The organism is Streptomyces sp. MUSC 14, assembly GCF_001866675.1.
Classification (GTDB): Bacteria; Actinomycetota; Actinomycetes; order Streptomycetales; family Streptomycetaceae; genus Streptomyces.
Map to the genome: position 1 here is coordinate 32163 of NZ_MLYN01000026.1, position 18961 is coordinate 51123.

Here is an 18961-nt window from a genome sequence, read left to right on the forward strand (position 1 = left end):
AACCTTGTCGGTCGTGCCCCCTGTCCCGTCCATCGCTGATCGTCTTAAGATCGCTACTCTGCGTACGAGGGAGTGGGGCATGGGGGCTGGTGGTTCGGCGTCGCGGCGGGCGCAGGAGGCGCGGCGGCAGGAACGGATGCTGAGGGAGCAGTGGGAGGCGGCCCGGCAGCAGGCGCGCCGTTGGGAAGCCGCCGGTGAGGGTGAACGCAGGGTCGCCGCCCAGTTGTTGGTCCTCACGGCGCGCGGGTGGCGGTTACTGGTGGACCGCAGGTGGCCGGGAAGCAGGGCAGCCAACGCGGACATGCTGTTGGTCGGTCCCGGCGGTGTGTTCGTCGTAGCCGTCAAGAACTGGAACTCTGCACCGGTGACTTCGCACGGAGGGCTCCGCGCCGACGGCGAGGCCCGTGATGCGCACGCGGCCAAGCTCCTGGATGTGACCAAGGCGGCCGAGTCGGCGGTGGCGTCCCTGGGGATGTCGCCGGTCGCGGTTCAACCCCTCATGGTCTTCGCGGGGCATCGCGTCGATGCTGGCCTGGGCAGGATCCGGCTACTGGGGGAGCATGAGGTCGGGCCAGCTCTGCTGTCGGAGCGCAGTCGACTTCGTGCCGAATCCGTACGTGCGATCGCCGACCATCTGGAGCGGGTCTTCCCCGACTATGAGGGATCGTCGGTGACACAAACGGCACCGTCCCCGCCTCCGGCACAGTCCCAAGAAGACTTCTCCGACGGCCTGTTCGACCTCGACGGACTGCGTGACGCGGCCTTGGAGGAAGCGCTGCGGGCCCCGATCGAGCAGTGGATGACCTTCCTCCACCCCGACCAGGTGGCTCTGGTACGCCGCAACTGGGCCGGTCCGGCACGGATCAGCGGCCCGGCGGGCACGGGCAAGACCGTCGTCGGCCTGCACCGCGCGGCACACCTCGCCCAGCGCACCACCGGCCGACTCCTGTACGTCACCTTCGCCAACAACCTCCCGCGGGTGCAGGCCACCTTCCTCAAGACGATGGCTCCCGCAGTGGCCGACAGGGTCGACTTCCGCAGTCTGCACTCCTGGGCTCGGGAGTTCCTGCACGACCACGATGTCTCCGTCAGGCTGCACGGAGACAAGGCCCAGACCGCTTTCAGCCTCGCCTGGAAGCACGTCGGCAGGGACAGCGCCCTGACCGAGATCGATCCGGCCCCGGGCTACTGGAAGGAGGAGATCGACCACGTCATCAAGGGGCGTGGCATCGCGTCCTTCGAGGAGTACGCCACGGTGCCCCGCCGACGCCGGCGCGCGAGTCTGCGGCGTCCGCATCGACAGGCCGTCTGGACTCTGTACGAGGCGTACGAAGCGCTCCGCATCGAGCGCGGCGTGCACGACTTCAATGATGTCCTCTCCCTCGCCCTGGCAGAAGCGCGACGCAGCACAGCACAGCACCGTTACGCAGCAGTAATCGTCGATGAGGTCCAGGACCTGACCTTGGTCGGCGTACAGCTCCTGCATGCCCTCGTGGGCGATGCGCCCAACGGACTGCTGCTGGTCGGTGACGGCCAGCAGGCCGTCTATCCAGGGGGCTTCCGTCTCTCCGACGCCGGCATCGACATCCGTGGTGACCGCGGACAAGTGCTGCGTACCAACTACCGCAACAGCAAGGCGATCCTCGACGCGGCGCTCACCGTCGTCGCCGAGGACTCCTTCGAGGACATCGACGGGATGCGTACGCCAGGCCGCCGAGATGTTGATCTCACGTATCACAACGGCGACGTGATACGTGTTTCGAAGCCGACACCAGCCGAGCACGACCAGGCCCTCCTGGAGGCCCTGCGCGACCTGCGGCCCGGAGCCCACGCGGACACCGCGGTGCTGTGCCCGTCGATGCGCGCCATCAGCCATTACCAACGGCTCCTCGAACAGGCAGGCATCCCTGTGTGTCTGCTGGAGCATTACAACGGCCGCCCCGTCGACGCGGTCAAACTCGGCAGCTACCGCCGAGCCAAAGGGTTGGAGTTCAAGCGCGTCTACCTCCCGGAGCACGACGCGGCCTTGGCGAACGGACCCCGCACACCCGATGGTGAACCTTCGGAAACCGAACGCGAGCGCAACGAGCTGTACCGCAACCAGCTCTTCGTGGCCATGACCCGAGCGCGCGACGTGCTGTGGTTGGGGAGCGTGGACCGACAGCCAGAGGAGCGCTGAGGGACAGGACTCGTGTCCCCCTCACGATGGAGGACGCCTGGTCGGCGCCTCGGCTGACCGACCCGCCCTCAGTTGGCCTCCGCAGCAACTCACGTCTGGGCTATGCCCGGATGCGCAGCCTGCCCTGTCTGCTCGCCTGATCTATCAGCAAGCCGGACACCCCGTGGACGTACCCCGTGGGCGGTGCTCCACACGAATGTGCCCACGCTCGCCGACATCGTGGACAGTGCTTGTCAAGTCCACTGGTCTCACGACAGGGACTCTGGCTGAATGGCCTTCATGGAGGCGGATGAGCAATGGGCGTATCGGCCCAGCCCCAAGGCGATCGGTATGCCGGTCCACCGCGTGGAGATCGTACGGATTGGAGGGCCGCGCCGCTACGGAGATGTCCATGTGCGGTTCCTCGACGGTGAGGAAGCCGGCGTACAGGAGTGGGTGAACCCGGGCACGCTTGTGGTGCCATGGAGCCAGGTCAGTGTGTTCCGGGCGGACGACGAGCGGGAGGCGGCCGCAGCCGAGGCGTCATGTGTAGTGCGCGGCAGCACCGAACTGGAAGCAGCCCGGATCGTATTCGGCCTCGTCAAGCCGAAGAACAGAGTCCGGCTGAGGCGTGGCAAGGCGGACGCCGGCGTTTTGGAGATCAAGGACCTCGAAGGAACTGCCGCCTGGCTGGAGCTCGACGCCCAGGAGTTGCGCGCGGCCCCACTGCTCTTCGAAGACCGCGACGGCCGGTGTATCGCGCCGTGGCCGGTCACCCAGCGCCTCGCACGCCGTGTGGCCGAGAAACTGGCGGACGACGTACTCGAAGAGGTGGCCCGGCGACACGAGGTGCTCGCCTAGGACCAGTACACCCAGTACTCCTGGAACCGCCGCTTCAACGACAAGCAGCGCCGCGCAGAGGAGTCACTTCTGCGGACGTTGGAGGAGTGGTACGGCCAGGAGAAGGCCGAGCGCTACGACGAACTGGTTGCCCTGCGCGCCGAGGTGATCCGGCTGGGCGAACTGATCGAACGGGCCACCAAGGCACTCCGGGACCGAGGCCACGGCGTCATCGCCGCCACCATTGAGCGGGACCTTGGCGTCCATATCTCCAGCCTTCATCCCGAGCAATCTCCGTGACTGGCGGACGCTGGGGTGGCGGGGTGCTGTAGCGGAACTCTTCCTCAGGGCGGTGCGGGCTCCACTTGCCCAGGAACGGCCTGAGGTCCTCGGGAGCGGGATCGGTGTCGAACTCCTCGGTCCCGAATCCGTCGGAACCACGCGTGGGGTCGATCTCCTCCGCCCTCATGCGACCCCAGCGGATCCACTGTGTGAGCCGTTCGGCCTGTACGGGATCGCTGTCCGCCGCAGCCGACTTCTCCAGCGCTGCACAGAAGGCCCTGATGTCCTCGGCGACGTGCCACCGCTCCAGGCCGTCCCGGAACGTCCTTTCGCGATGCGCGTCCTGGGCCTTGGCCCGGGCGTTGCGCATCGCCTTCTCCCACTTGGCTCTCTTCTCGACTTCCTCGCGCTTCCGCTGCTCCTCGCGCTTCTTCTGCTCTTCTTCCCAGGCACGGCGGGCTTGACGGCTGGCTTCGGCCCTCGCCTCAAGGTCCTTGAAGACCGTGCCGATCTGCTTCTCCAGGGTGCGGCCACGCTTGGTGTCGGACCACTGGATGGGCGTGCCGTAGCTGCTCGCCCGTGCCTCCAGCGTCAGCCGGCCCGACGGCACCGAGTCGTACTTGGGCGTCACACGCTGCCAGCTGTAGACCTTCCGCTGCCGAAGTTCCTCAGCCGTGGGGACGTGGGGCTTCTGCTCCTGCTCCTCCTTGAACGTCAACTCCCAGGTATGGCCGTCGACCTGTACATGTGGGTGTGGGTGGCGCCGCTTCTTGTTCACGGAGAAGCGATGCCCTCGTGACAGCGCCTCCTCGGCCAGTGCGCGGATGAGGTCCAGGGCACGAGGCAGGGCAGCCGTGCATACCTCCAAGGCCACGGGATCTTGCCGGACCGTGCTGATGATGGCGTCCACGTCGGTGAGCGTCCGGCTGCGCTTGAGCCGCTCACGGTTCCACGAGGTCTCGTCCGGGTCGTTGTCGTCGGCCAGCTGAACGACGAGATCGCCGCTGCCGTTGGTCCTGCCCGTGTATCGGAGGTGGTGACCTGCTGGTACGGCCTTCTGCCGCTTGGCGGCGTCGATCCCACGCCGGTAGGCGGCTCGCAGCTCGTCGTCCGGATCTTCGATGCGAAGGGTGCCGCCTGAGGCGCGGATCTGGGCGATGAGTTTCTCAGCGGTGATGTCGGTGTGTTTTTTCGGCGACGGCTGGGTGGGGGCGCTCGCTCGGGTTGGAGATTCTGTCTTCGCCTTCGCGGGTGCGGAGTCTGCTTCCGGACGCTTGTTCTTGGCAGGTGTCGATGCCATCGACGGAAGCTGCAGTGCCGTGCGTTCCCTGTCCGGCAGGTCGGGGTGATGCCCGTGCTCCAGGTAGTAAGAACCGGCTTCCGTGATCTCAGCACGCCACACACCGTTCTCACGCGGTGTCGTGACGAGGCCCCGGCCGCGCAATGCGTACACCGTGGTCGCCAGGCCGGAGTCCTTGGACGTCACCGGCTCACTGCCGGCACCGATGCGCTTCAGGACTGTTAGCTGCCGTTCGTTGAGCGCCGCCCATCTCTGCATGGGGACAGATCACACCCGGTCAGTAACCCACCGCAACCGATACTGGGTAATGACCTGACGACGCCAACTGCGCTTCGCTCCGTCAGGACTCATTGCCGAGCATTTCCTTGAGCTCGGTTATACGCCGTTGGGTCGCTACCGCGTTCTTCTGCTGACGCGCCAGCTTCGCCTCGGCAGCCGACAGATCCTGTGCGAGCCGCTCCCGAGCCGCTGCCGAACGTTCACGGATGGTCCCGTCATCGCTGTACGCGGGCCCCACTCGCTCACTGCTCACCACTCCGCGACGCTCCCCGCATTCCGGGCAGTCGACGACGTGGGTGGAAACGTAGGTGTGATCGCGATGCTGAATGTGTGGCACCACGTGATCGCATCGGAGGGTGAGGTTCCAGGTGTCGAGGTCTTTCTTGCGTTCCTCGCGTGAGGGCCAGGAAGCGATCAACCTGTCGAGCCTCTCGATCTGCTTCGGACTCATCGGTGGCGGCGGGCAACAGAAGCAGCAATGTGCCGCCCGGGAACCGCTGATGGTCCACCGACCATTCCGGCAGTCGACGTGCCGCTCGCGGAACCCCCGGTCGGCTTCCTCGTACTCTCGCTTCTCAGACTCGGACAATTTCATGAGGGGCGGCCAGCTCCCCAGCCCGTCCTTCATGGGCTGTCCACAACCCCGACACGGCTCACCTGCCACGTACTCCGCCCAGCTGAGGCGCGTACCTTCCCGCTTCCACCGTTCATCCCGCTCACGGCGACGCCGGTCATCCGCTTCGGCATCGAGTGCCGAGCGCAGAGCGCGTTTGGCAGCTCGCTGCCGACGCTGCTCTTCCGTGAGCTTGGCCATGGGCTTCACCTTCCGCTGCACCGCGTTCTCGTGCACGACTGTGGAGGCCATGCTCGCGTGGCTGCCCCTGGCGGCGCCTGTCCAGGCGCAGGATGATGCCTTGCGACCAAACTTGGATCGCGATTGGTCCTTACGTGACCGTAGTCGTCTAATGTTCGGCTGGTTTTGCCGATGCGGATCAGTCGCGCGGCTCCGGGGCGCATGGGCCGAGTTCACGAACGCGCACATGAGCGAGGTTCAGTGGCGTGGTGATCAGTTGGGGGCAGCTGGCGCCCTCTGGGAGAAGCCGACCAAGATCTTCTCCCAGATTTCTCCCAAACGATCTCCAGGAACCACTCAGGGGCCTGATCCACTCGGTGGATCAGGCCCCTGACCTGGTACTACGGCGTCGGGGTGGCGGGATTTGAACCCACGACCTCTTCGTCCCGAACGAAGCGCGCTGCCAAGCTGCGCTACACCCCGGTGTCGCTGCTTCTCGCGGCGACGTCGTTTACTTTAGCCCACCGGTGGCTGTAGACGAAATCCGGTTTAGACGCGGCGGCGGACCGGTGTGGGGCGGGTGTGGTCCAGGGCCACCAGGAGAACGGCCAGGCCGTAGATCGCGAGGCCCAGGAGGAGGGCGTTGGCCAGGGCGCCGCGGTAGCCGTGGGCGCCGGCGTCGAGGAAGGGGTAGAGGTAGCGGGCGGGGTTCGAGGGGGCGAGGAACATTGCTCGGATCAGATAGAAGGCCAGGTAGGCCAGGGGGTAGAGGAGCCAGGCCGCGGCCTGGCGCAGGTGCAGGCGGGCCGACGGGGTGAGCAGCAGCCAGTCCAGCACGACCGCCGCCGGGATCACCGTGTGGAGGATCTGGAGGGTCGCCCACTGGCCGTGCCAGCGGGCCGGTGCCGTCGTCGCGCCGGTCATGGAGAACGGGGGCGTCGTGTGGGCGAGGAGCAGGTGGTAGACCAGCGCCGTGATCACGGCGTAGAGAAGTGTGGCGCCTGTCACTGCGGACGGCAGCGGGCGGCGGGCCCGCCAGGTCCGTGCCGCCGACAGCAGCATGACCACGGCCAGCAGGATGTTCGTCTGGACGCTGAAGTAGCTGAGGACGCGGGCCGGGCTGCCCAGCAGGAGCTCCAGGGCCACGCCGCCGCCCGCCGCCAGGGCGATCAGGAGGCGGAAGAGCGCGACCACGGGGCGGCGGACCGGGGCCACCACGGCCGTCGCCGGGACCGGGGCGGGCAGCAGCAGGGGCGGGCCCGGGACCGCGGGCAGGTCCGGGATGTCCCTGGGTATCGGTGCGGTCATGCCCTCACGCTAGGAGCGGGGGTGAGGGTGGACCATGCGGGTTGGGCCGATCGGGTTACACCGCAGGGCGGGACTCATGGGCCTTCGCCGGCCTCGCTCGTCCCGGAGGTCCCTCCGCCCCCGCCGGTTGCCTACTCCCGCTCGTGTCCCACCAGCGTCAGCAGTGTCGCCTCCGGCGGGCACGCGAAGCGGACCGGGGTGTAGCGGTTGGTGCCGCAGCCCGCCGAGACGTGGAGGTAGGAGGTGTTGCCCTCCGCCGTGTGCGTGGACAGGCCCTTCACGCGGTCCGTGTCGAGGTCGCAGTTGGTGACCAGGGCACCGTAGAAGGGGATGCAGAGCTGGCCGCCGTGGGTGTGGCCGGCCAGGATCAGGGGGTAGCCGTCCGCCGTGAAGGCGTCCAGCGTGCGCAGGTACGGCGCGTGGACCACCCCGAAGGAGAAGTCGTACGTCCCCGAGGGGCCGCCGGCGACATGGGCGTAGCGGTCGCGCTTGATGTGCGGGTCGTCCAGGCCCGTCAACTCGATCGACACGCCCTCGACCTTGAGCACGCCCCGCGTGTTCGTCAGGTTCAGCCAGCCCGCCGAGTCGAAGCCGTCGCGCAGGTCCTCCCACGGGTTGTGGATGGCGCCCACCGCCGGCTTGTTGCCGTTCAGACCGTGCCGGCCGCTCGTCCTCTCCATCAAGTAGCGGGCGGGGTTGCGGAGTTTGGGGCCGTAGTAGTCGTTGGAGCCGAAGACGTACGCGCCCGGGAACTCCATCAGGGGGCCGAGTGCGTCCAGGACCTCGGGGACGCCCTCGGGGTCCGAGAGGTTGTCGCCGGTGTTGATCACGAAGTCCGGGCGCAGGCCCGCCAGCGACTGGAGCCAGCGCTGCTTCTTGCGCTGGCCGCCGACCATGTGGATGTCCGAGACCTGGAGCACGCGCAGCGGGCGCATGCCCGGCGGGAGGACCGGCACCGTCACCCGTCGCAGGCGGAAGGAGCGGGCCTCGAAGCCCGCCGCGTACGCCAGACCGGCGGCGCCTGCCGCCATGATTCCCAGGGGTACTCCGTATCGCGCGCGCATACGCCCATCGTGTCAGACCCGCGGAGGGCGGGAAGACGGGCGGGCGGCTAAAACAACGGGCGTTCGCCGCCGCACACCTGCGACAATCGACCTCATGACCACCACGCTCAAGTCGAAGCTCCACGACGACCTCAACGCCGCGATCAAGGAGCGTGACGAGCTGCGCTCCTCGACGCTCCGGCTGACGCTCGCCGCGATCACCAAGGAGGAGGTCGCGGGCAAGGAGAAGCGGGAGCTGTCCGACGACGAGGTCCTCAAGGTGATCACCCGCGAGGCGAAGAAGCGCCGTGAGGCGGCCGACGCCTTCGCGCAGGGCGGCCGTGCCGAGTCGGCGGAGCGGGAGAAGGCGGAGGGCGAGGTCCTCGCCGGGTACCTGCCCAAGCAGCTGTCGGACGAGGAGCTGACCGCGATCGTCGCCGCGGCCGTGGCCGAGGCGAAGGCCGGCGGCGCGGAGGGCCCGAAGGCCATGGGCGCCGTCATGAAGATCGCGAACGCGAAGGTGGCCGGCCAGGCCGAGGGCGGCCGCGTCGCCGCCGCGGTCAAGCAGCAGCTGCTCCAGGGCTGAGTCGACCGGCCGGACCGGGACCGAACGACCGGGTGATCGAGTACGGCGGCGGGGCCGCACCCCTTTTCTCCAGGGTGCGGCCCCGCCGCCGTATGCATACACATACCTGCCGGTCACGGTTCGCCTAGGGAAAGACGCCGCCGTTCCCGGTTCCGTTGGTCCCGCCGTTGCCCTGGCCCTGGATGAAGCCGCCGGGCAGGGAGAAGGTCGGGGTGGGGGCGGGGCCGCCGGTCGTGGCGCCCGTGGTGCCGCCGTCAGCGGTGCCGCCGTTTGTCAGCCCGCCGATCAGGCCGCCGATCAGCCCCGTGTTGCCCCCGTTCCTGCCCCCGTTGGCCCCCCCTCGGCCTTTTCCCTGACCGTCCCCCTTTCCCTTGTTGTCGTCGGGGATGTCGATCAGGTGGAAGTCCGGGGCGGGCTTGCCCGCCAGCGCGCCGGTCATCATGTCGCGCCAGATCGGGCCGGGCACCTGGCCGCCGTAGACCTTGTCGTACGGGACGCCGCCGATGGTGATGTTGGTCATCTGGCGCTTGTGGGCCGGGTCGCCGACCCAGACCGCGCCCGCCATGTTCGGGGTGTAGCCGACGAACCAGGCCGCGTAGCGCTGGTCCGTCGTACCCGTCTTGCCCGCGCTCGGGCGGTCGCCGAGGCCGGCCTCCTGGCCCGTGCCGTCCTCGACCACGCCCTTGAGGAGCGTGCTGACCGTGTCCGCGGTCTTCTCGGACATCGCGCGCGAGCAGGACGTCTTCGGCACCGGCAGCGACTTCTCCGCGCTGCCGACCTTCTGGGTGATCGACGTGATGGCGACCGGGGTGCAGTACGTCCCGCGCGAGGCGAAGGTGGCGTACGCGCTCGCCATCGTCAGCGGGGACATCTCCTGGGTGCCGAGCGCGATGGAGGGGGCCTGGTCGATCTTGCGGCCGTCGGCGCGGGCCACGCCCATCTTCTGCGCCATCTGCGTCACCGGGCAGATGCCGATGTCGCTTATCAGCTGCACGTAGTAGGTGTTGACCGACTTGGCGGTCGCCTCCTTCATGCCCATCGGGCCGCGCTCGGACTCGTTCTCGTTCGTGAGCTTGGCCGGGTTGTTCGGGTCGTTGCGCCAGACCTTGCCGTCGCACGCCTGCACGGGGCTCGGGTACGGCATCTCGTACGGCGACGAGTACTGCTGCGTCGGGGGCTTGCCGCCCTCGATCGCGGCCGCCGCGACGATCGGCTTGAACGTCGAACCGGGCTGGTAGCCGGCGCCGCCGCCCATGTTCTCGTTCACGGACAGGTTGATCTGCGTCTCGTTCTTGCCGAAGCCGTACGGGCGGGACTGGCCCATCGCCAGGATCCTGCCGGTCCCGGGCTCGACGATGGTGGCGGCCGTGGCCACCGGGTCGGTCTGGTAGACGTGGTTCTTGACGGACGCCTGGACGGAGTCCTGGGCCTGCGGGTCGAGCGTCGTACGGATCGTCAGACCGCCCTGGTTCCACAGCTTCGCCCGGACCTCCTTGGTCCTGCCGAAGGCCGGGTCGGTCAGGACGACGTCGCGCACGTAGTCGCAGAAGAAGCCGGCGCCGCGGACGGCGGTGATGCAGCCGTTCTTCGGCTGGCTCGGGTGCAGCCCGAGCGGCGTCTCCTTGGCCTGGTCGGCCTCTTTCTGGGAGATGTCGCCGACCTCGGCCATGCGCTGCAGGACGGTGTTGCGGCGCTTGGTGGCCTCCGCCTCGTCGTTGCCCGGGTCGTAGCGGCTCGGGGACTGCACGATGCCCGCGAGCAGCGCCGACTCCTGCAGGTTCAGGTCCTTGGCGTGCTTGGAGAAGTACCGCTCGGCGGCGGCCTCGACGCCGTAGGCCTGCTCGCCGAAGAAGGTGATGTTCAGGTAGTTCTCAAGGATCTTCTTCTTGCCGAGCTGGTCCTCGATCTGGATCGCGTACTTCAGCTCGCGGATCTTGCGGCCGATGGTCTGCTGGGTGGCCTCGGCGACCTTCGTCGGGTCGTCGCCGGCCTCCTCGATGAAGTAGTTCTTCACCAGCTGCTGGGTGAGCGTGGAGGCGCCCTGGGCGACCCCGCCGCTCTGCGCGTTCTTGTTCAGCGCGCGCAGCACGCCCTTCAGGTCGATCGCGCCGTGCTGGTAGAAGCGCGAGTCCTCGATCGCGACGATCGCCTTCTGCATGTACGGCGAGATGTCCTTGAGGTCGACCACCGTGCGGTCGCGGGAGTAGACCGACGCGATCTGGTTCCCCCGGTTGTCCAGGATCGTCGTGCGCTGGCTCAGCTGGGGGCTCTTGAGGTTGGCCGGGATCTCGTCGAAGCTCTGGACCGACCCCTTGGCCACGAGGCCGAGCGCGCCGGCCGCGGGCAGTGCGATGCCCGCCATCACGGCTCCGGCGAGCACACTGACACCGAGGAACTTGGCGGCCTGCTGCGTTGGCGACAGACCACCACCCGAGCGCTTCTTTGGCATGAGGGCAGCCTAATCCGTACTTCCGAGCGTTCCGATGGAGCACCCGCGTCACGGCACGGCAAAGCGAGACGTCTACCTTCTCAATCGCCGGACACGCGCGTAGGCCTTGGCCTAAGCTGCTCTCAACTGTCACAGCAGTGCGGTCACGTATCAATACGTCCGGCGACCCCGAATCGTTCCGGTCGTATCCCGGTTTTTCCACGGGGACGTGTCCGGTTCTCTGAGGGGCACGTGTCCGAATCCGCCTCGTGTGTCATCCGGTGCCCGATGTAGCGCACCGCAGCTGTCCTGGTTTGCCGGGATGGTCGTGTATGTCGCCAGCTCACTCCCGCGGGTGATCTGCCGCTTACCCATAGTCCGTTCGGGCCATTCAAGATTGGGCCCGAAGGGGGTGTTGCGCTGTCCCCACCTTCCGTAACGTCCTCAACTGGCGGCGGTGAATATGCCGCTGCCGCCGTGGGGGAGCCTCGATTCGGGAGAGGACGGCGCCGGTATGGGCTGGGTAACCGACTGGAGTGCGCAGGCTGCCTGCCGCACTACCGATCCGGATGAACTGTTCGTTCAAGGAGCAGCGCAGAACAGGGCCAAGGCGGTGTGCACCGGATGTCCGGTACGCACCGAGTGCCTGGCCGATGCGCTGGACAACCGCGTCGAGTTCGGCGTGTGGGGAGGCATGACGGAGCGGGAGCGCCGCGCACTGCTGCGCCGGCGGCCCACGGTGACTTCGTGGCGCAGGCTGCTGGAGACGGCCCGCTCGGAGTACGAGCGCGGCACCGGAATCGTGCCCCTCGACAGTGACGAGGTGTACGAGCACTACGCGGCCGTCAGCTGAGGGCATGTCCCTCCGGCACACGCCCGGAGGAACACCGTCAGACCGCGGCCACGGCCATGGCCACTGCCAGGGGGCTGTAGGGCCAGAGAGCTACAGGGCTACGGGGCCAGAGGGATTACGAGGCATAGGGCCGGCAAGCGCCGATCGGGTCTGGACCTGGGGACGCCACGATCGGCCTGCGGCCCGCCTCGCCATGAGAGACGCCTCGCGTTGGCTGATGTGCGGTCCCGCGTGTCTGCGGGCATGGCCCGCGGCTCCGCCGGGGGGTGTTCTGCGTCCGCGCGCGTCATCCGTATGCGCTCATCTGCCTGCGCGTGTACGGCGCCTTGCCCTTGGCGCGATGCTTGTCACGCCCTTGCTCATCGCTCACCCGCGGCGCCCTGCGCCCGGGCACCCGCGGCCAGCCGCGTGCCGATGTCGCGCAGGCCCGTGAGGTCGTGGACGTCACCGGGCAGCGCGGGCACCTCGACGACCGCCACCTCGGGGTGACGGGCGGCGAAACGGCCGCGCGTGCGCCGCTCGCGCGCGAGCAGTTGCATGCGGTCGGCGTGCAGTCTCAGCAGACCCGCGGTGAGCCGGTCGACGGGGCGCTCCGCGTCGGCGGGGGAGCCTTCTTCGGAAGCAGGGGTGCCGCTCGCGGCCTCGGCTGCGGGAGATGATGCGGGAGATTGTGAACTGCCGTACGTGTCGGGAGAGTTACGAAGTCCAGCTTTCCCGCCCCCCTGATCGACAATGCGGGGGTCCTCAAGATTTTCCGCGGCGGCGAGCGCCCGCTCGGCCGACAGCTCGTCGGCCCCGCTCGCGTGCACGCGGTTGAGCACCAGGCCGACCAGCGGCATCCGCTCCGCGGCCAGCCGCTCCACGAAGTACGCCGCCTCGCGCAGCGCGTCCCGCTCCGGCGCCGCGACCACCAGGAACGCCGTACCGGGCGCCTGGAGCAGCTTGTACGTGGCGTCCGCGCGCGTGCGGAAGCCGCCGAAGGTGGTGTCCATCGCGGCCACGAACGTCTGGACGTCCTTCAGCAGTTGACCGCCCAGCAGCTTGCCCAGCGTGCCGGTCATCATCGACATGCCGACGTTGAGGAAGGCCATGCCCGCGCGGCCGCCCAGCTTGGCGGGGGCCGTCAGCAGGCGGATGAGGCGGCCGTCCAGGAAGGAGCCCAGCCGCTTGGGCGCGTCCAGGAAGTCCAGCGCGGAGCGGGACGGCGGGGTGTCGACCACGATCAGGTCCCACTCGTCCTTCGCGCGCAGCTGCCCCAGCTTCTCCATCGCCATGTACTCCTGCGTGCCCGCGAAGCCCGCCGAGAGTGACTGGTAGAAGGGGTTGGCCAGGATCGCGGCCGCCCGCTCGGAGTCCGCGTGCGCCTCCACGACCTCGTCGAAGGTGCGCTTCATGTCGAGCATCATGGCGTGCAGTTCGCCGTCGCCCTCGGTGCCCTTGACCCGGCGCGGGACGTTGTCGAGGGAGTCGATGCCCATCGACTGGGCCAGCCGGCGGGCCGGGTCGATGGTCAGCACGACGACCTTACGGCCCCGCTCGGCGGCCCGCAGGCCGAGCGCCGCCGCGGTCGTCGTCTTGCCGACGCCGCCCGAGCCGCAGCACACCACGATCCGGGTCTTCGGGTCGTCCAGCAGCGGGTCGACCTCCAGCACGCGCGCGGGGACGAGAGCGCGCGCCCGCTCGGGCCCCTCAGCGGTCTCGGACGCCTCGGGAGCCGTCTCGGACGCCTCGGGAGCCGTCTCGGGGGCCTCGGCCGGGTCCGGACTCATGACAACCCCTGCTTCCGCAGCTCGGTGGCGAGCTCGTACAGCCCCGCCAGGTCCATGCCCTCGGCCAGCAGCGGCAGTTCGCCCAGTGGCAGGTCCAGCTCGCCGAGGACCGCGCGCTGCTCCTGCTCCAGTGCGTACCGCTCGGCGTACTCCGATGCCTGCCGCAGCAGCGGGTCCACCAGCTTCTCCGCGTGACCGCCGCGCCGGGCCCCGCCGAGCCCCGCGGCCGAGAGGGCCTGTGCGACCGAAGAACGTCCCACGGTCCGTACGAGTTCCAGGTCGGCCGCGTCCAGCACCTGGGGCCGGACCATGTTCACGATGACGCGGCCCACCGGGAGCCGGGCCGCGCGGAGCTCGGCGATGCCGTCGGCGGTCTCCTGGACCGGCATCTCCTCCAGCAGCGTCACCAGGTGCACGGCTGTCTCCGGGGACTTCAGCACCCGCATCACGGCCTGCGCCTGATTGTGTATCGGGCCGATCTTCGCGAGGCCCGCCACCTCGTCGTTGACGTTCAGGAAGCGGGTGACGCGGCCCGTCGGCGGGGCGTCCATGACGACGTAGTCGTACGCGAACCTCCCGCTCTTGTCCTTGCGGCGCACCGCCTCGCACGCCTTGCCGGTCAGCAGGACGTCCCTGATGCCCGGGGCGACGGTGGTGGCGAAGTCGATGGCGCCGAGCTTCTTCAGGGCCCGGCCGGCTCCACCCAGCTTGTAGAACATCTGGAGGTAGTCCAGCAGGGCCAGTTCCGGATCGATCGCGAGCGCGTACACCTCCCCGCCGCCCGGAGCGACCGCGATCTTCCGCTCCTCGTACGGCAACGCCTCCGTCTCGAAGAGCTGGGCGATGCCCTGCCGGCCCTCGACCTCCACGAGAAGCGTCCGCTTCCCCTCGGTCGCGAGGGCCAGCGCGAGTGCGGCGGCGACCGTCGTCTTTCCGGTCCCGCCCTTGCCGCTGACGACCTGGAGCCTGCTCACGCCTTCGAGACTAACCAGTCCGGCCGACACTCACGCGGGAGGCTGTGGATAACGCAGGTCACAGCCGCTCCCGGCACAGCGGCTACAGTCGGCCCATGACCAAGTGGGAATACGCAACCGTGCCGCTGCTCGTCCATGCCACGAAGCAGATTCTGGACACCTGGGGCGAGGACGGCTGGGAACTCGTCCAGGTCGTGCCCGGGCCCAACGCCGAGCAGCTCGTGGCCTACCTGAAGCGGGAGAAGCAGGCATGAGCACGGTCGAGGCCAAGCTGGCCGCACTGGGCCTGACCCTGCCGGACGTCGTACCGCCGCTGGCCGCGTACCAGCCGGCCGTGCAGACCGGTGTGTACGTGTACACCGCGGGCCAGCTGCCGCTGGTCGAGGGCAAGCTGCCGGTCACCGGCAAGGTGGGCGCCGAGGTGACGGCGGAGGAGGCCAAGGACCTCGCCCGCGTGTGCGCGCTGAACGCGCTGGCCGCCGTGAAGTCCGTCACCGGTGACCTCGACCGCATCGCGCGCGTGGTGAAGGTCGTCGGGTTCGTCGCCTCCGCGTCCGACTTCACCGGGCAGCCCGGTGTCGTCAACGGCGCCAGCGAACTGCTCGGCGAGGTGCTCGGCGAGAAGGGCGTGCACGCGCGCAGCGCGGTCGGCGTCGCGGTGCTGCCGCTGGACGCGCCGGTCGAGGTCGAGATCCAGGTCGAGCTGCTTCCGTAGGCCCGCTGACCTCGGGTACCTCTCGAACATTCGCACTGCACGGGATAGCCTCCGGCCATGGCGAACGGTCAGTGGTACCCCCCGGAGTGGCCGGACCGCATCCGCGCGCTCGCGGACGGCACCCTCACCCCGGTGTCCCCCCGGCGCGCGGCCACCGTGCTGCTCCTGAGAGACACCGGGGCCGGTCCGGTCGTCCACATGCTGCGCAGACGCGCCTCCATGGCCTTCGCCGGAGGCGCGTACGCGTATCCCGGGGGCGGTGTCGACCCGCGTGACGACGACCGTCAGGTGCGCTGGGCGGGCCCCGTGCGCGCGTGGTGGGCGCAGCGGCTCGGCGTCGACGAGGCGGGCGCCCAGGCGATCGTGTGCGCGGCCGTGCGCGAGACCTACGAGGAGGCGGGTGTCCTGCTCGCGGGGCCCGACGCGGACTCGGTCGTCGGCGACACCACCGGGGAGGACTGGGAGGCGGACCGGGCCGCGCTGGTCGCGCGCGAGCTGTCCTTCGCCGAGTTCCTCGACCGGCGCTCCCTGGTGCTGCGCTCTGACCTGCTGGGCGCATGGACCCGCTGGATCACCCCGGAGTTCGAGTCCCGCCGCTACGACACCTGGTTCTTCGTGGCCGTCCTCCCGCAGGGGCAGCGCACCCGGAACGCCTCCACGGAGGCCGACCGCACGGTGTGGATCCGGCCCGGGGAGGCCGCCGCCGGTTACGACAAGGGCGAGCTGCTGATGATGCCGCCCACCATCGCCACCCTGCGGCAGCTGCTGCCGTACGGCACCGCCGCCGAGGCGCTGGACGCCGCGCCCGCGCGTGACATGACGCCGGTGATGGCCACCGCGCGTCTGCTGGACGGCGAGATCGTCCTGTCCTGGCCGGGGCACGAGGAGTTCACCAAGCACGTCCCGACGACCCCCGGTCCGACCGGAGGAGGCCCCGCATGACCGACGCAGGCACGCTGCCGGGCCAGCCCCGGGGCGCGGTGCTCTCCGGCCCCGCCACCGAACGGGCCGTCAACGTCCTCGCGCCCAACGCCTCGGCGATGACCCTGGACGGCACCAACACCTGGATCGTCGCCGAGCCCGGCTCCGACCTGGCCGTGGTGATCGATCCGGGCCCGCTGGACGACGGCCATCTGCGCGCGGTGGTCGACACCGCCGAGCAGGCCGGCCGGCGCATAGCCCTGACTCTGCTCACGCACGGCCACCCGGACCACGCCGAGGGCGCCGCCCGGTTCGCGGAACTCACCGGCACGCGCGTGCGTGCCCTCGACCCGGCGCTGCGCCTGGGCGACGAGGGCCTGGCCGCCGGGGACGTGATCACCGTCGGCGGTCTGGAGCTGCGGGTCGTCCCGACCCCCGGGCACACCGCGGACTCGCTGAGCTTCCATCTCCCGGCCGACCGGGCGGTGCTGACCGGCGACACCGTCCTGGGGCGCGGTACGACCGTCGTGGCGCACCCCGACGGCCGCCTGGGCGACTATCTGGACTCCCTGCGCCGGCTGCGTTCCCTGACGGTGGACGACGGCGTCCACACGGTCCTGCCGGGCCACGGGCCGGTCCTGGAGGACGCCCAGGGCGCCGTCGAGTTCTACCTCGCCCACCGTGCCCACCGGCTCGCCCAGGTGGAGACGGCGGTCGAGGACGGCTACGCCACCCCCGCCGAGGTCGTCGCCCACGTCTACGCCGACGTGGACCGCTCCCTGTGGCCGGCGGCGGAACTGTCGGTACGGGCCCAGCTGGACTACCTGACCGAACACGGCCTGATCTAGCCCGGCCCCCGGCTCCCGGCCCCGGCTAATCGGGCCGGGGTGCCTTGATGCCGTGCACGCGCGTGTACTCGGCGGCGAGCCAGGGGCCGAGGTCGTCCACGTACGTGCGCAGCACCTCGGGGTCGCCGACGGGCTCGTAGCCGTACTCCGCCGCCGTGCGCAGCTGCGCGGCGCGCTGCGGGTAGTAGCCGCCGAACGCGTCGGCCATCTCGTGCAGGTCGCTGGTCCAGCCGTTCCAGCGGGGCATGACGAGGGTGAAGGCGGTGCGCACGAGGTGGCGGGACATGAAGCGCACGAGGGGGCGCCGGGCCGGCTCGGTGTCCTCGGCGCCCGCGATCCGCTCCTGCCAGCGGGGCAGGAACAGCGCCAGGTCGCCGTTGGTCTCACGGGCGAGCAGGGAGTCGGGCCGGTAGCGCGGCAGGTACTCGGCGAGGTCGTCGCCGAGCAGCGGGGTGCACATACAGGCCACGAACCAGCCCAGGTCGTACCGCTCCAGCTCGCTCAGCACCCGGTCCCGGCTGGACAACAGCGTGCCGACCCCGTCGATCTGCGGGAACTCCTTGTCGACGGCCTTGTCCAACGCCCGTACGGCCTCCCGGTCCGCCTCGGTCGGCTCCTCCCGCAGGGCGACGAGCACGTCCAGGTCGCTGCGGCCCACGCGCGCGGTGCCGCGTGGGATCGACCCGTAGAGGTACGCGCTGTGCAGGCGCGTCCCGAAGAGGTCCATCACCCGGTCGCGTGCGTCGGCCACGACCGGCCGGAAAGCGCCGGGCACGCGCGCGAGGGAGCCTTCGCGCGCGATGAAGCCCAGGTCGTCGAGGCCGGGACGCAGGGCGTCGAGACGGGGACGTCGCATCGTTTCAGCCATGCGGCCACTGTCGCGCCTGTCCCTGTCCGCAGCAGCTGATTTTCGGGTACCGGACGGTGAACACCGCCTGTCCGGCGCCCGACGCCCACGGGACCTATCGGGAGCGCTTGGCGAGCCGTTCCACGTCCAGCAGGATCACGGCGCGCGCCTCCAGGCGGAGCCAGCCGCGCTGGGCGAAGTCCGCCAGGGCCTTGTTCACGGTCTCGCGCGAGGCGCCGACCAGCTGGGCCAGCTCCTCCTGTGTGAGGTCGTGGACGACGTGGATGCCTTCCTCGGACTGCACGCCGAAGCGGCGCGAGAGGTCCAGCAGGGCGCGGGCCACGCGGCCGGGGACGTCGGAGAAGACCAGGTCCGACATGGCGTCGTTGGTCTTGCGCAGTCGGCGGGCGACGGCGCGCAGCAGGGCGCCGGCCACCTCGGGGCGGGCGTTCAGCCAGGGCTGGAGGTCGCCGTGGCCGAGGCCGAGCAGCTTGACCTCGGTCAGCGCGGTCGCCGTGGCCGTACGGGGGCCCGGGTCGAACAGCGACAGCTCGCCGATCAGCTCACCGGGGCCGACGACGGCGAGCATGTTCTCGCGGCCGTCGGGGGAGGTGCGGTGCAGCTTGACCTTGCCCTCGGTGACGACGTACAGCCGGTCACCCGGGTCGCCCTCGTGGAACAGTGAGTCACCGCGCGCGAGGGTCACCTCACTCATGGAGGCGCGGAGCTCCGCGGCCTGCTCGTCGTCGAGCGCCGCGAAGAGCGGGTTGCGCCGCAGAACGTCGTCCACGAGTTCTCTCCCTTGTCGACCTGCTCAGGGGATCTTGCTCCCCCGTGTACCAGGGGACCGTGCTCCCCATTTTGCCGGACGGTCCAAACAGTGTGATCTGTCACAAGGATGCCGCACAGGTGTGCCGGGGTAAGCGTCAGGGGTCCAATCGGGGGCCGATCTTCCGGGTCCGGGGCGGATGTCGGTGGCGGGCTCTAGGCTGGCCGGGTGTCCAAATCACCGGTGAG

Annotated in this window: 18 protein-coding genes and 1 tRNA gene; 8 read left to right on the forward strand and 11 right to left on the reverse strand. The window is 69.6% G+C overall.

Annotation, left to right across the window (positions count from 1 at the left end):
• Positions 1-79: 79 nt before the first annotated feature.
• Both BIV25_RS17045 and BIV25_RS17050 read left to right on the forward strand, forming a co-directional pair.
• Positions 80-2179: a nuclease-related domain-containing DEAD/DEAH box helicase gene (locus BIV25_RS17045; RefSeq protein WP_079176695.1), complete on the forward strand. Its 2100-nt coding sequence runs from the start codon at positions 80-82 to the stop codon at positions 2177-2179.
• A gap of 270 nt (positions 2180-2449) precedes the next feature.
• A complete protein-coding gene (locus BIV25_RS17050; RefSeq protein ID WP_371273032.1) occupies positions 2450-3019 on the forward strand; it encodes a hypothetical protein in 570 nt (189 codons plus the stop codon).
• A gap of 63 nt (positions 3020-3082) precedes the next feature.
• Here BIV25_RS17050 and BIV25_RS54375 read toward each other — a convergent pair whose 3' ends face one another.
• The 6 genes from BIV25_RS54375 to BIV25_RS17075 all read right to left on the reverse strand — a co-directional run bounded on the left by BIV25_RS54375 (position 3083) and on the right by BIV25_RS17075 (position 8024).
• Positions 3083-3265, reverse strand: a complete 183-nt coding sequence (locus BIV25_RS54375) for a hypothetical protein (protein WP_371273033.1) — start codon at positions 3263-3265, stop codon at positions 3083-3085.
• Positions 3228-4838, reverse strand: a complete 1611-nt coding sequence (locus BIV25_RS17055; RefSeq protein ID WP_071373200.1) for a hypothetical protein — start codon at positions 4836-4838, stop codon at positions 3228-3230. Before BIV25_RS17055 ends, BIV25_RS54375 begins: the two co-directional genes overlap by 38 nt.
• A gap of 82 nt (positions 4839-4920) precedes the next feature.
• A complete protein-coding gene (locus BIV25_RS17060) occupies positions 4921-5673 on the reverse strand; it encodes a hypothetical protein (RefSeq protein WP_143076653.1) in 753 nt (250 codons plus the stop codon).
• Positions 5674-6061: 388 nt separating this feature from the next.
• Positions 6062-6135, reverse strand: a tRNA-Pro gene (locus tag BIV25_RS17065).
• A gap of 66 nt (positions 6136-6201) precedes the next feature.
• A complete protein-coding gene (locus BIV25_RS17070; RefSeq protein ID WP_071373202.1) occupies positions 6202-6960 on the reverse strand; it encodes a Pr6Pr family membrane protein in 759 nt (252 codons plus the stop codon).
• A gap of 131 nt (positions 6961-7091) precedes the next feature.
• Positions 7092-8024: a metallophosphoesterase gene (locus BIV25_RS17075; RefSeq protein WP_071373203.1), complete on the reverse strand. Its 933-nt coding sequence runs from the start codon at positions 8022-8024 to the stop codon at positions 7092-7094.
• Positions 8025-8118: 94 nt separating this feature from the next.
• Here BIV25_RS17075 and BIV25_RS17080 point away from each other — a divergent pair, with 94 nt between their 5' ends.
• Positions 8119-8589 carry a GatB/YqeY domain-containing protein gene (locus BIV25_RS17080; protein ID WP_071373204.1) on the forward strand — a complete coding sequence of 157 codons (471 nt, stop codon included), beginning with the start codon at positions 8119-8121 and terminating at the stop codon, positions 8587-8589.
• A gap of 124 nt (positions 8590-8713) precedes the next feature.
• Here BIV25_RS17080 and BIV25_RS17085 read toward each other — a convergent pair whose 3' ends face one another.
• Positions 8714-11038, reverse strand: coding sequence for a transglycosylase domain-containing protein (locus tag BIV25_RS17085; protein ID WP_071373205.1), 2325 nt, complete (start codon positions 11036-11038; stop codon positions 8714-8716).
• 493 nt (positions 11039-11531) lie between these two features.
• On the opposite strand from BIV25_RS17085, the gene wblA reads away from it, so the two are divergent.
• Complete coding sequence (gene wblA / locus BIV25_RS17090) at positions 11532-11870, forward strand: transcriptional regulator WblA (RefSeq protein WP_067046754.1); 339 nt, start codon at positions 11532-11534, stop codon at positions 11868-11870.
• Positions 11871-12229: 359 nt separating this feature from the next.
• On the opposite strand, the gene BIV25_RS17095 is transcribed toward wblA, so the two are convergent.
• Positions 12230-13639 (reverse strand): ArsA family ATPase, encoded by a 1410-nt coding sequence (locus BIV25_RS17095; RefSeq protein ID WP_071373206.1) that lies wholly within the window; start codon positions 13637-13639, stop codon positions 12230-12232.
• Positions 13636-14613 (reverse strand): ArsA-related P-loop ATPase, encoded by a 978-nt coding sequence (locus BIV25_RS17100; RefSeq protein ID WP_071373207.1) that lies wholly within the window; start codon positions 14611-14613, stop codon positions 13636-13638. Before BIV25_RS17100 ends, BIV25_RS17095 begins: the two co-directional genes overlap by 4 nt.
• 95 nt (positions 14614-14708) lie before the next feature.
• Between BIV25_RS17100 and BIV25_RS49290 the strand changes: the two genes are divergently transcribed.
• Genes BIV25_RS49290 through BIV25_RS17115 form a run of 4 tightly spaced genes read left to right on the forward strand, consistent with a single transcriptional unit; the run spans position 14709 to position 17097 of the window.
• On the forward strand, positions 14709-14867 hold the full coding sequence (locus BIV25_RS49290; protein ID WP_071828754.1) for a DUF4177 domain-containing protein: 159 nt from the start codon (positions 14709-14711) through the stop codon (positions 14865-14867).
• Complete coding sequence (locus tag BIV25_RS17105) at positions 14864-15328, forward strand: RidA family protein (RefSeq protein ID WP_071373208.1); 465 nt, start codon at positions 14864-14866, stop codon at positions 15326-15328. The genes BIV25_RS49290 and BIV25_RS17105 overlap by 4 nt, the downstream gene beginning before the upstream one ends.
• A 57-nt stretch (positions 15329-15385) precedes the next feature.
• Complete coding sequence (locus tag BIV25_RS17110) at positions 15386-16270, forward strand: NUDIX domain-containing protein (RefSeq protein WP_071373209.1); 885 nt, start codon at positions 15386-15388, stop codon at positions 16268-16270.
• Positions 16267-17097, forward strand: coding sequence for an MBL fold metallo-hydrolase (locus BIV25_RS17115; protein ID WP_071373210.1), 831 nt, complete (start codon positions 16267-16269; stop codon positions 17095-17097). The genes BIV25_RS17110 and BIV25_RS17115 overlap by 4 nt, the downstream gene beginning before the upstream one ends.
• Before the next feature lie 25 nt (positions 17098-17122).
• Here BIV25_RS17115 and BIV25_RS17120 read toward each other — a convergent pair whose 3' ends face one another.
• Both BIV25_RS17120 and BIV25_RS17125 read right to left on the reverse strand, forming a co-directional pair.
• Positions 17123-17965 (reverse strand): nucleotidyltransferase domain-containing protein, encoded by an 843-nt coding sequence (locus BIV25_RS17120; protein WP_256255871.1) that lies wholly within the window; start codon positions 17963-17965, stop codon positions 17123-17125.
• Between the two features lie 94 nt (positions 17966-18059).
• Positions 18060-18734 carry a Crp/Fnr family transcriptional regulator gene (locus tag BIV25_RS17125; RefSeq protein WP_014674022.1) on the reverse strand — a complete coding sequence of 225 codons (675 nt, stop codon included), beginning with the start codon at positions 18732-18734 and terminating at the stop codon, positions 18060-18062.
• Positions 18735-18961 lie beyond the last annotated feature (227 nt).

What these genes read in the sequence shown, in the direction of transcription:
- BIV25_RS17080 (WP_071373204.1), top strand. Translation starts at nt 8,119, where the DNA reads ATGACCACCACGCTCAAGTCGAAGCTCCACGACGACCTCAACGCCGCG.
- BIV25_RS17105 (WP_071373208.1), top strand. Translation starts at nt 14,864, where the DNA reads ATGAGCACGGTCGAGGCCAAGCTGGCCGCACTGGGCCTGACCCTGCCG.
- BIV25_RS17085 (WP_071373205.1), bottom strand. Translation starts at nt 11,038, where the DNA reads ATGCCAAAGAAGCGCTCGGGTGGTGGTCTGTCGCCAACGCAGCAGGCC.
- BIV25_RS17070 (WP_071373202.1), bottom strand. Translation starts at nt 6,960, where the DNA reads ATGACCGCACCGATACCCAGGGACATCCCGGACCTGCCCGCGGTCCCG.
- BIV25_RS17060 (WP_143076653.1), bottom strand. Translation starts at nt 5,673, where the DNA reads ATGGCCAAGCTCACGGAAGAGCAGCGTCGGCAGCGAGCTGCCAAACGC.
- BIV25_RS17050 (WP_371273032.1), top strand. Translation starts at nt 2,450, where the DNA reads ATGGCCTTCATGGAGGCGGATGAGCAATGGGCGTATCGGCCCAGCCCC.
- BIV25_RS17075 (WP_071373203.1), bottom strand. Translation starts at nt 8,024, where the DNA reads ATGCGCGCGCGATACGGAGTACCCCTGGGAATCATGGCGGCAGGCGCC.
- BIV25_RS49290 (WP_071828754.1), top strand. Translation starts at nt 14,709, where the DNA reads ATGACCAAGTGGGAATACGCAACCGTGCCGCTGCTCGTCCATGCCACG.
- BIV25_RS54375 (WP_371273033.1), bottom strand. Translation starts at nt 3,265, where the DNA reads ATGGACGCCAAGGTCCCGCTCAATGGTGGCGGCGATGACGCCGTGGCC.
- BIV25_RS17045 (WP_079176695.1), top strand. Translation starts at nt 80, where the DNA reads ATGGGGGCTGGTGGTTCGGCGTCGCGGCGGGCGCAGGAGGCGCGGCGG.
- BIV25_RS17120 (WP_256255871.1), bottom strand. Translation starts at nt 17,965, where the DNA reads ATGGCTGAAACGATGCGACGTCCCCGTCTCGACGCCCTGCGTCCCGGC.
- BIV25_RS17095 (WP_071373206.1), bottom strand. Translation starts at nt 13,639, where the DNA reads ATGAGTCCGGACCCGGCCGAGGCCCCCGAGACGGCTCCCGAGGCGTCC.
- BIV25_RS17055 (WP_071373200.1), bottom strand. Translation starts at nt 4,838, where the DNA reads ATGCAGAGATGGGCGGCGCTCAACGAACGGCAGCTAACAGTCCTGAAG.
- wblA (WP_067046754.1), top strand. Translation starts at nt 11,532, where the DNA reads ATGGGCTGGGTAACCGACTGGAGTGCGCAGGCTGCCTGCCGCACTACC.
- BIV25_RS17110 (WP_071373209.1), top strand. Translation starts at nt 15,386, where the DNA reads ATGGCGAACGGTCAGTGGTACCCCCCGGAGTGGCCGGACCGCATCCGC.
- BIV25_RS17115 (WP_071373210.1), top strand. Translation starts at nt 16,267, where the DNA reads ATGACCGACGCAGGCACGCTGCCGGGCCAGCCCCGGGGCGCGGTGCTC.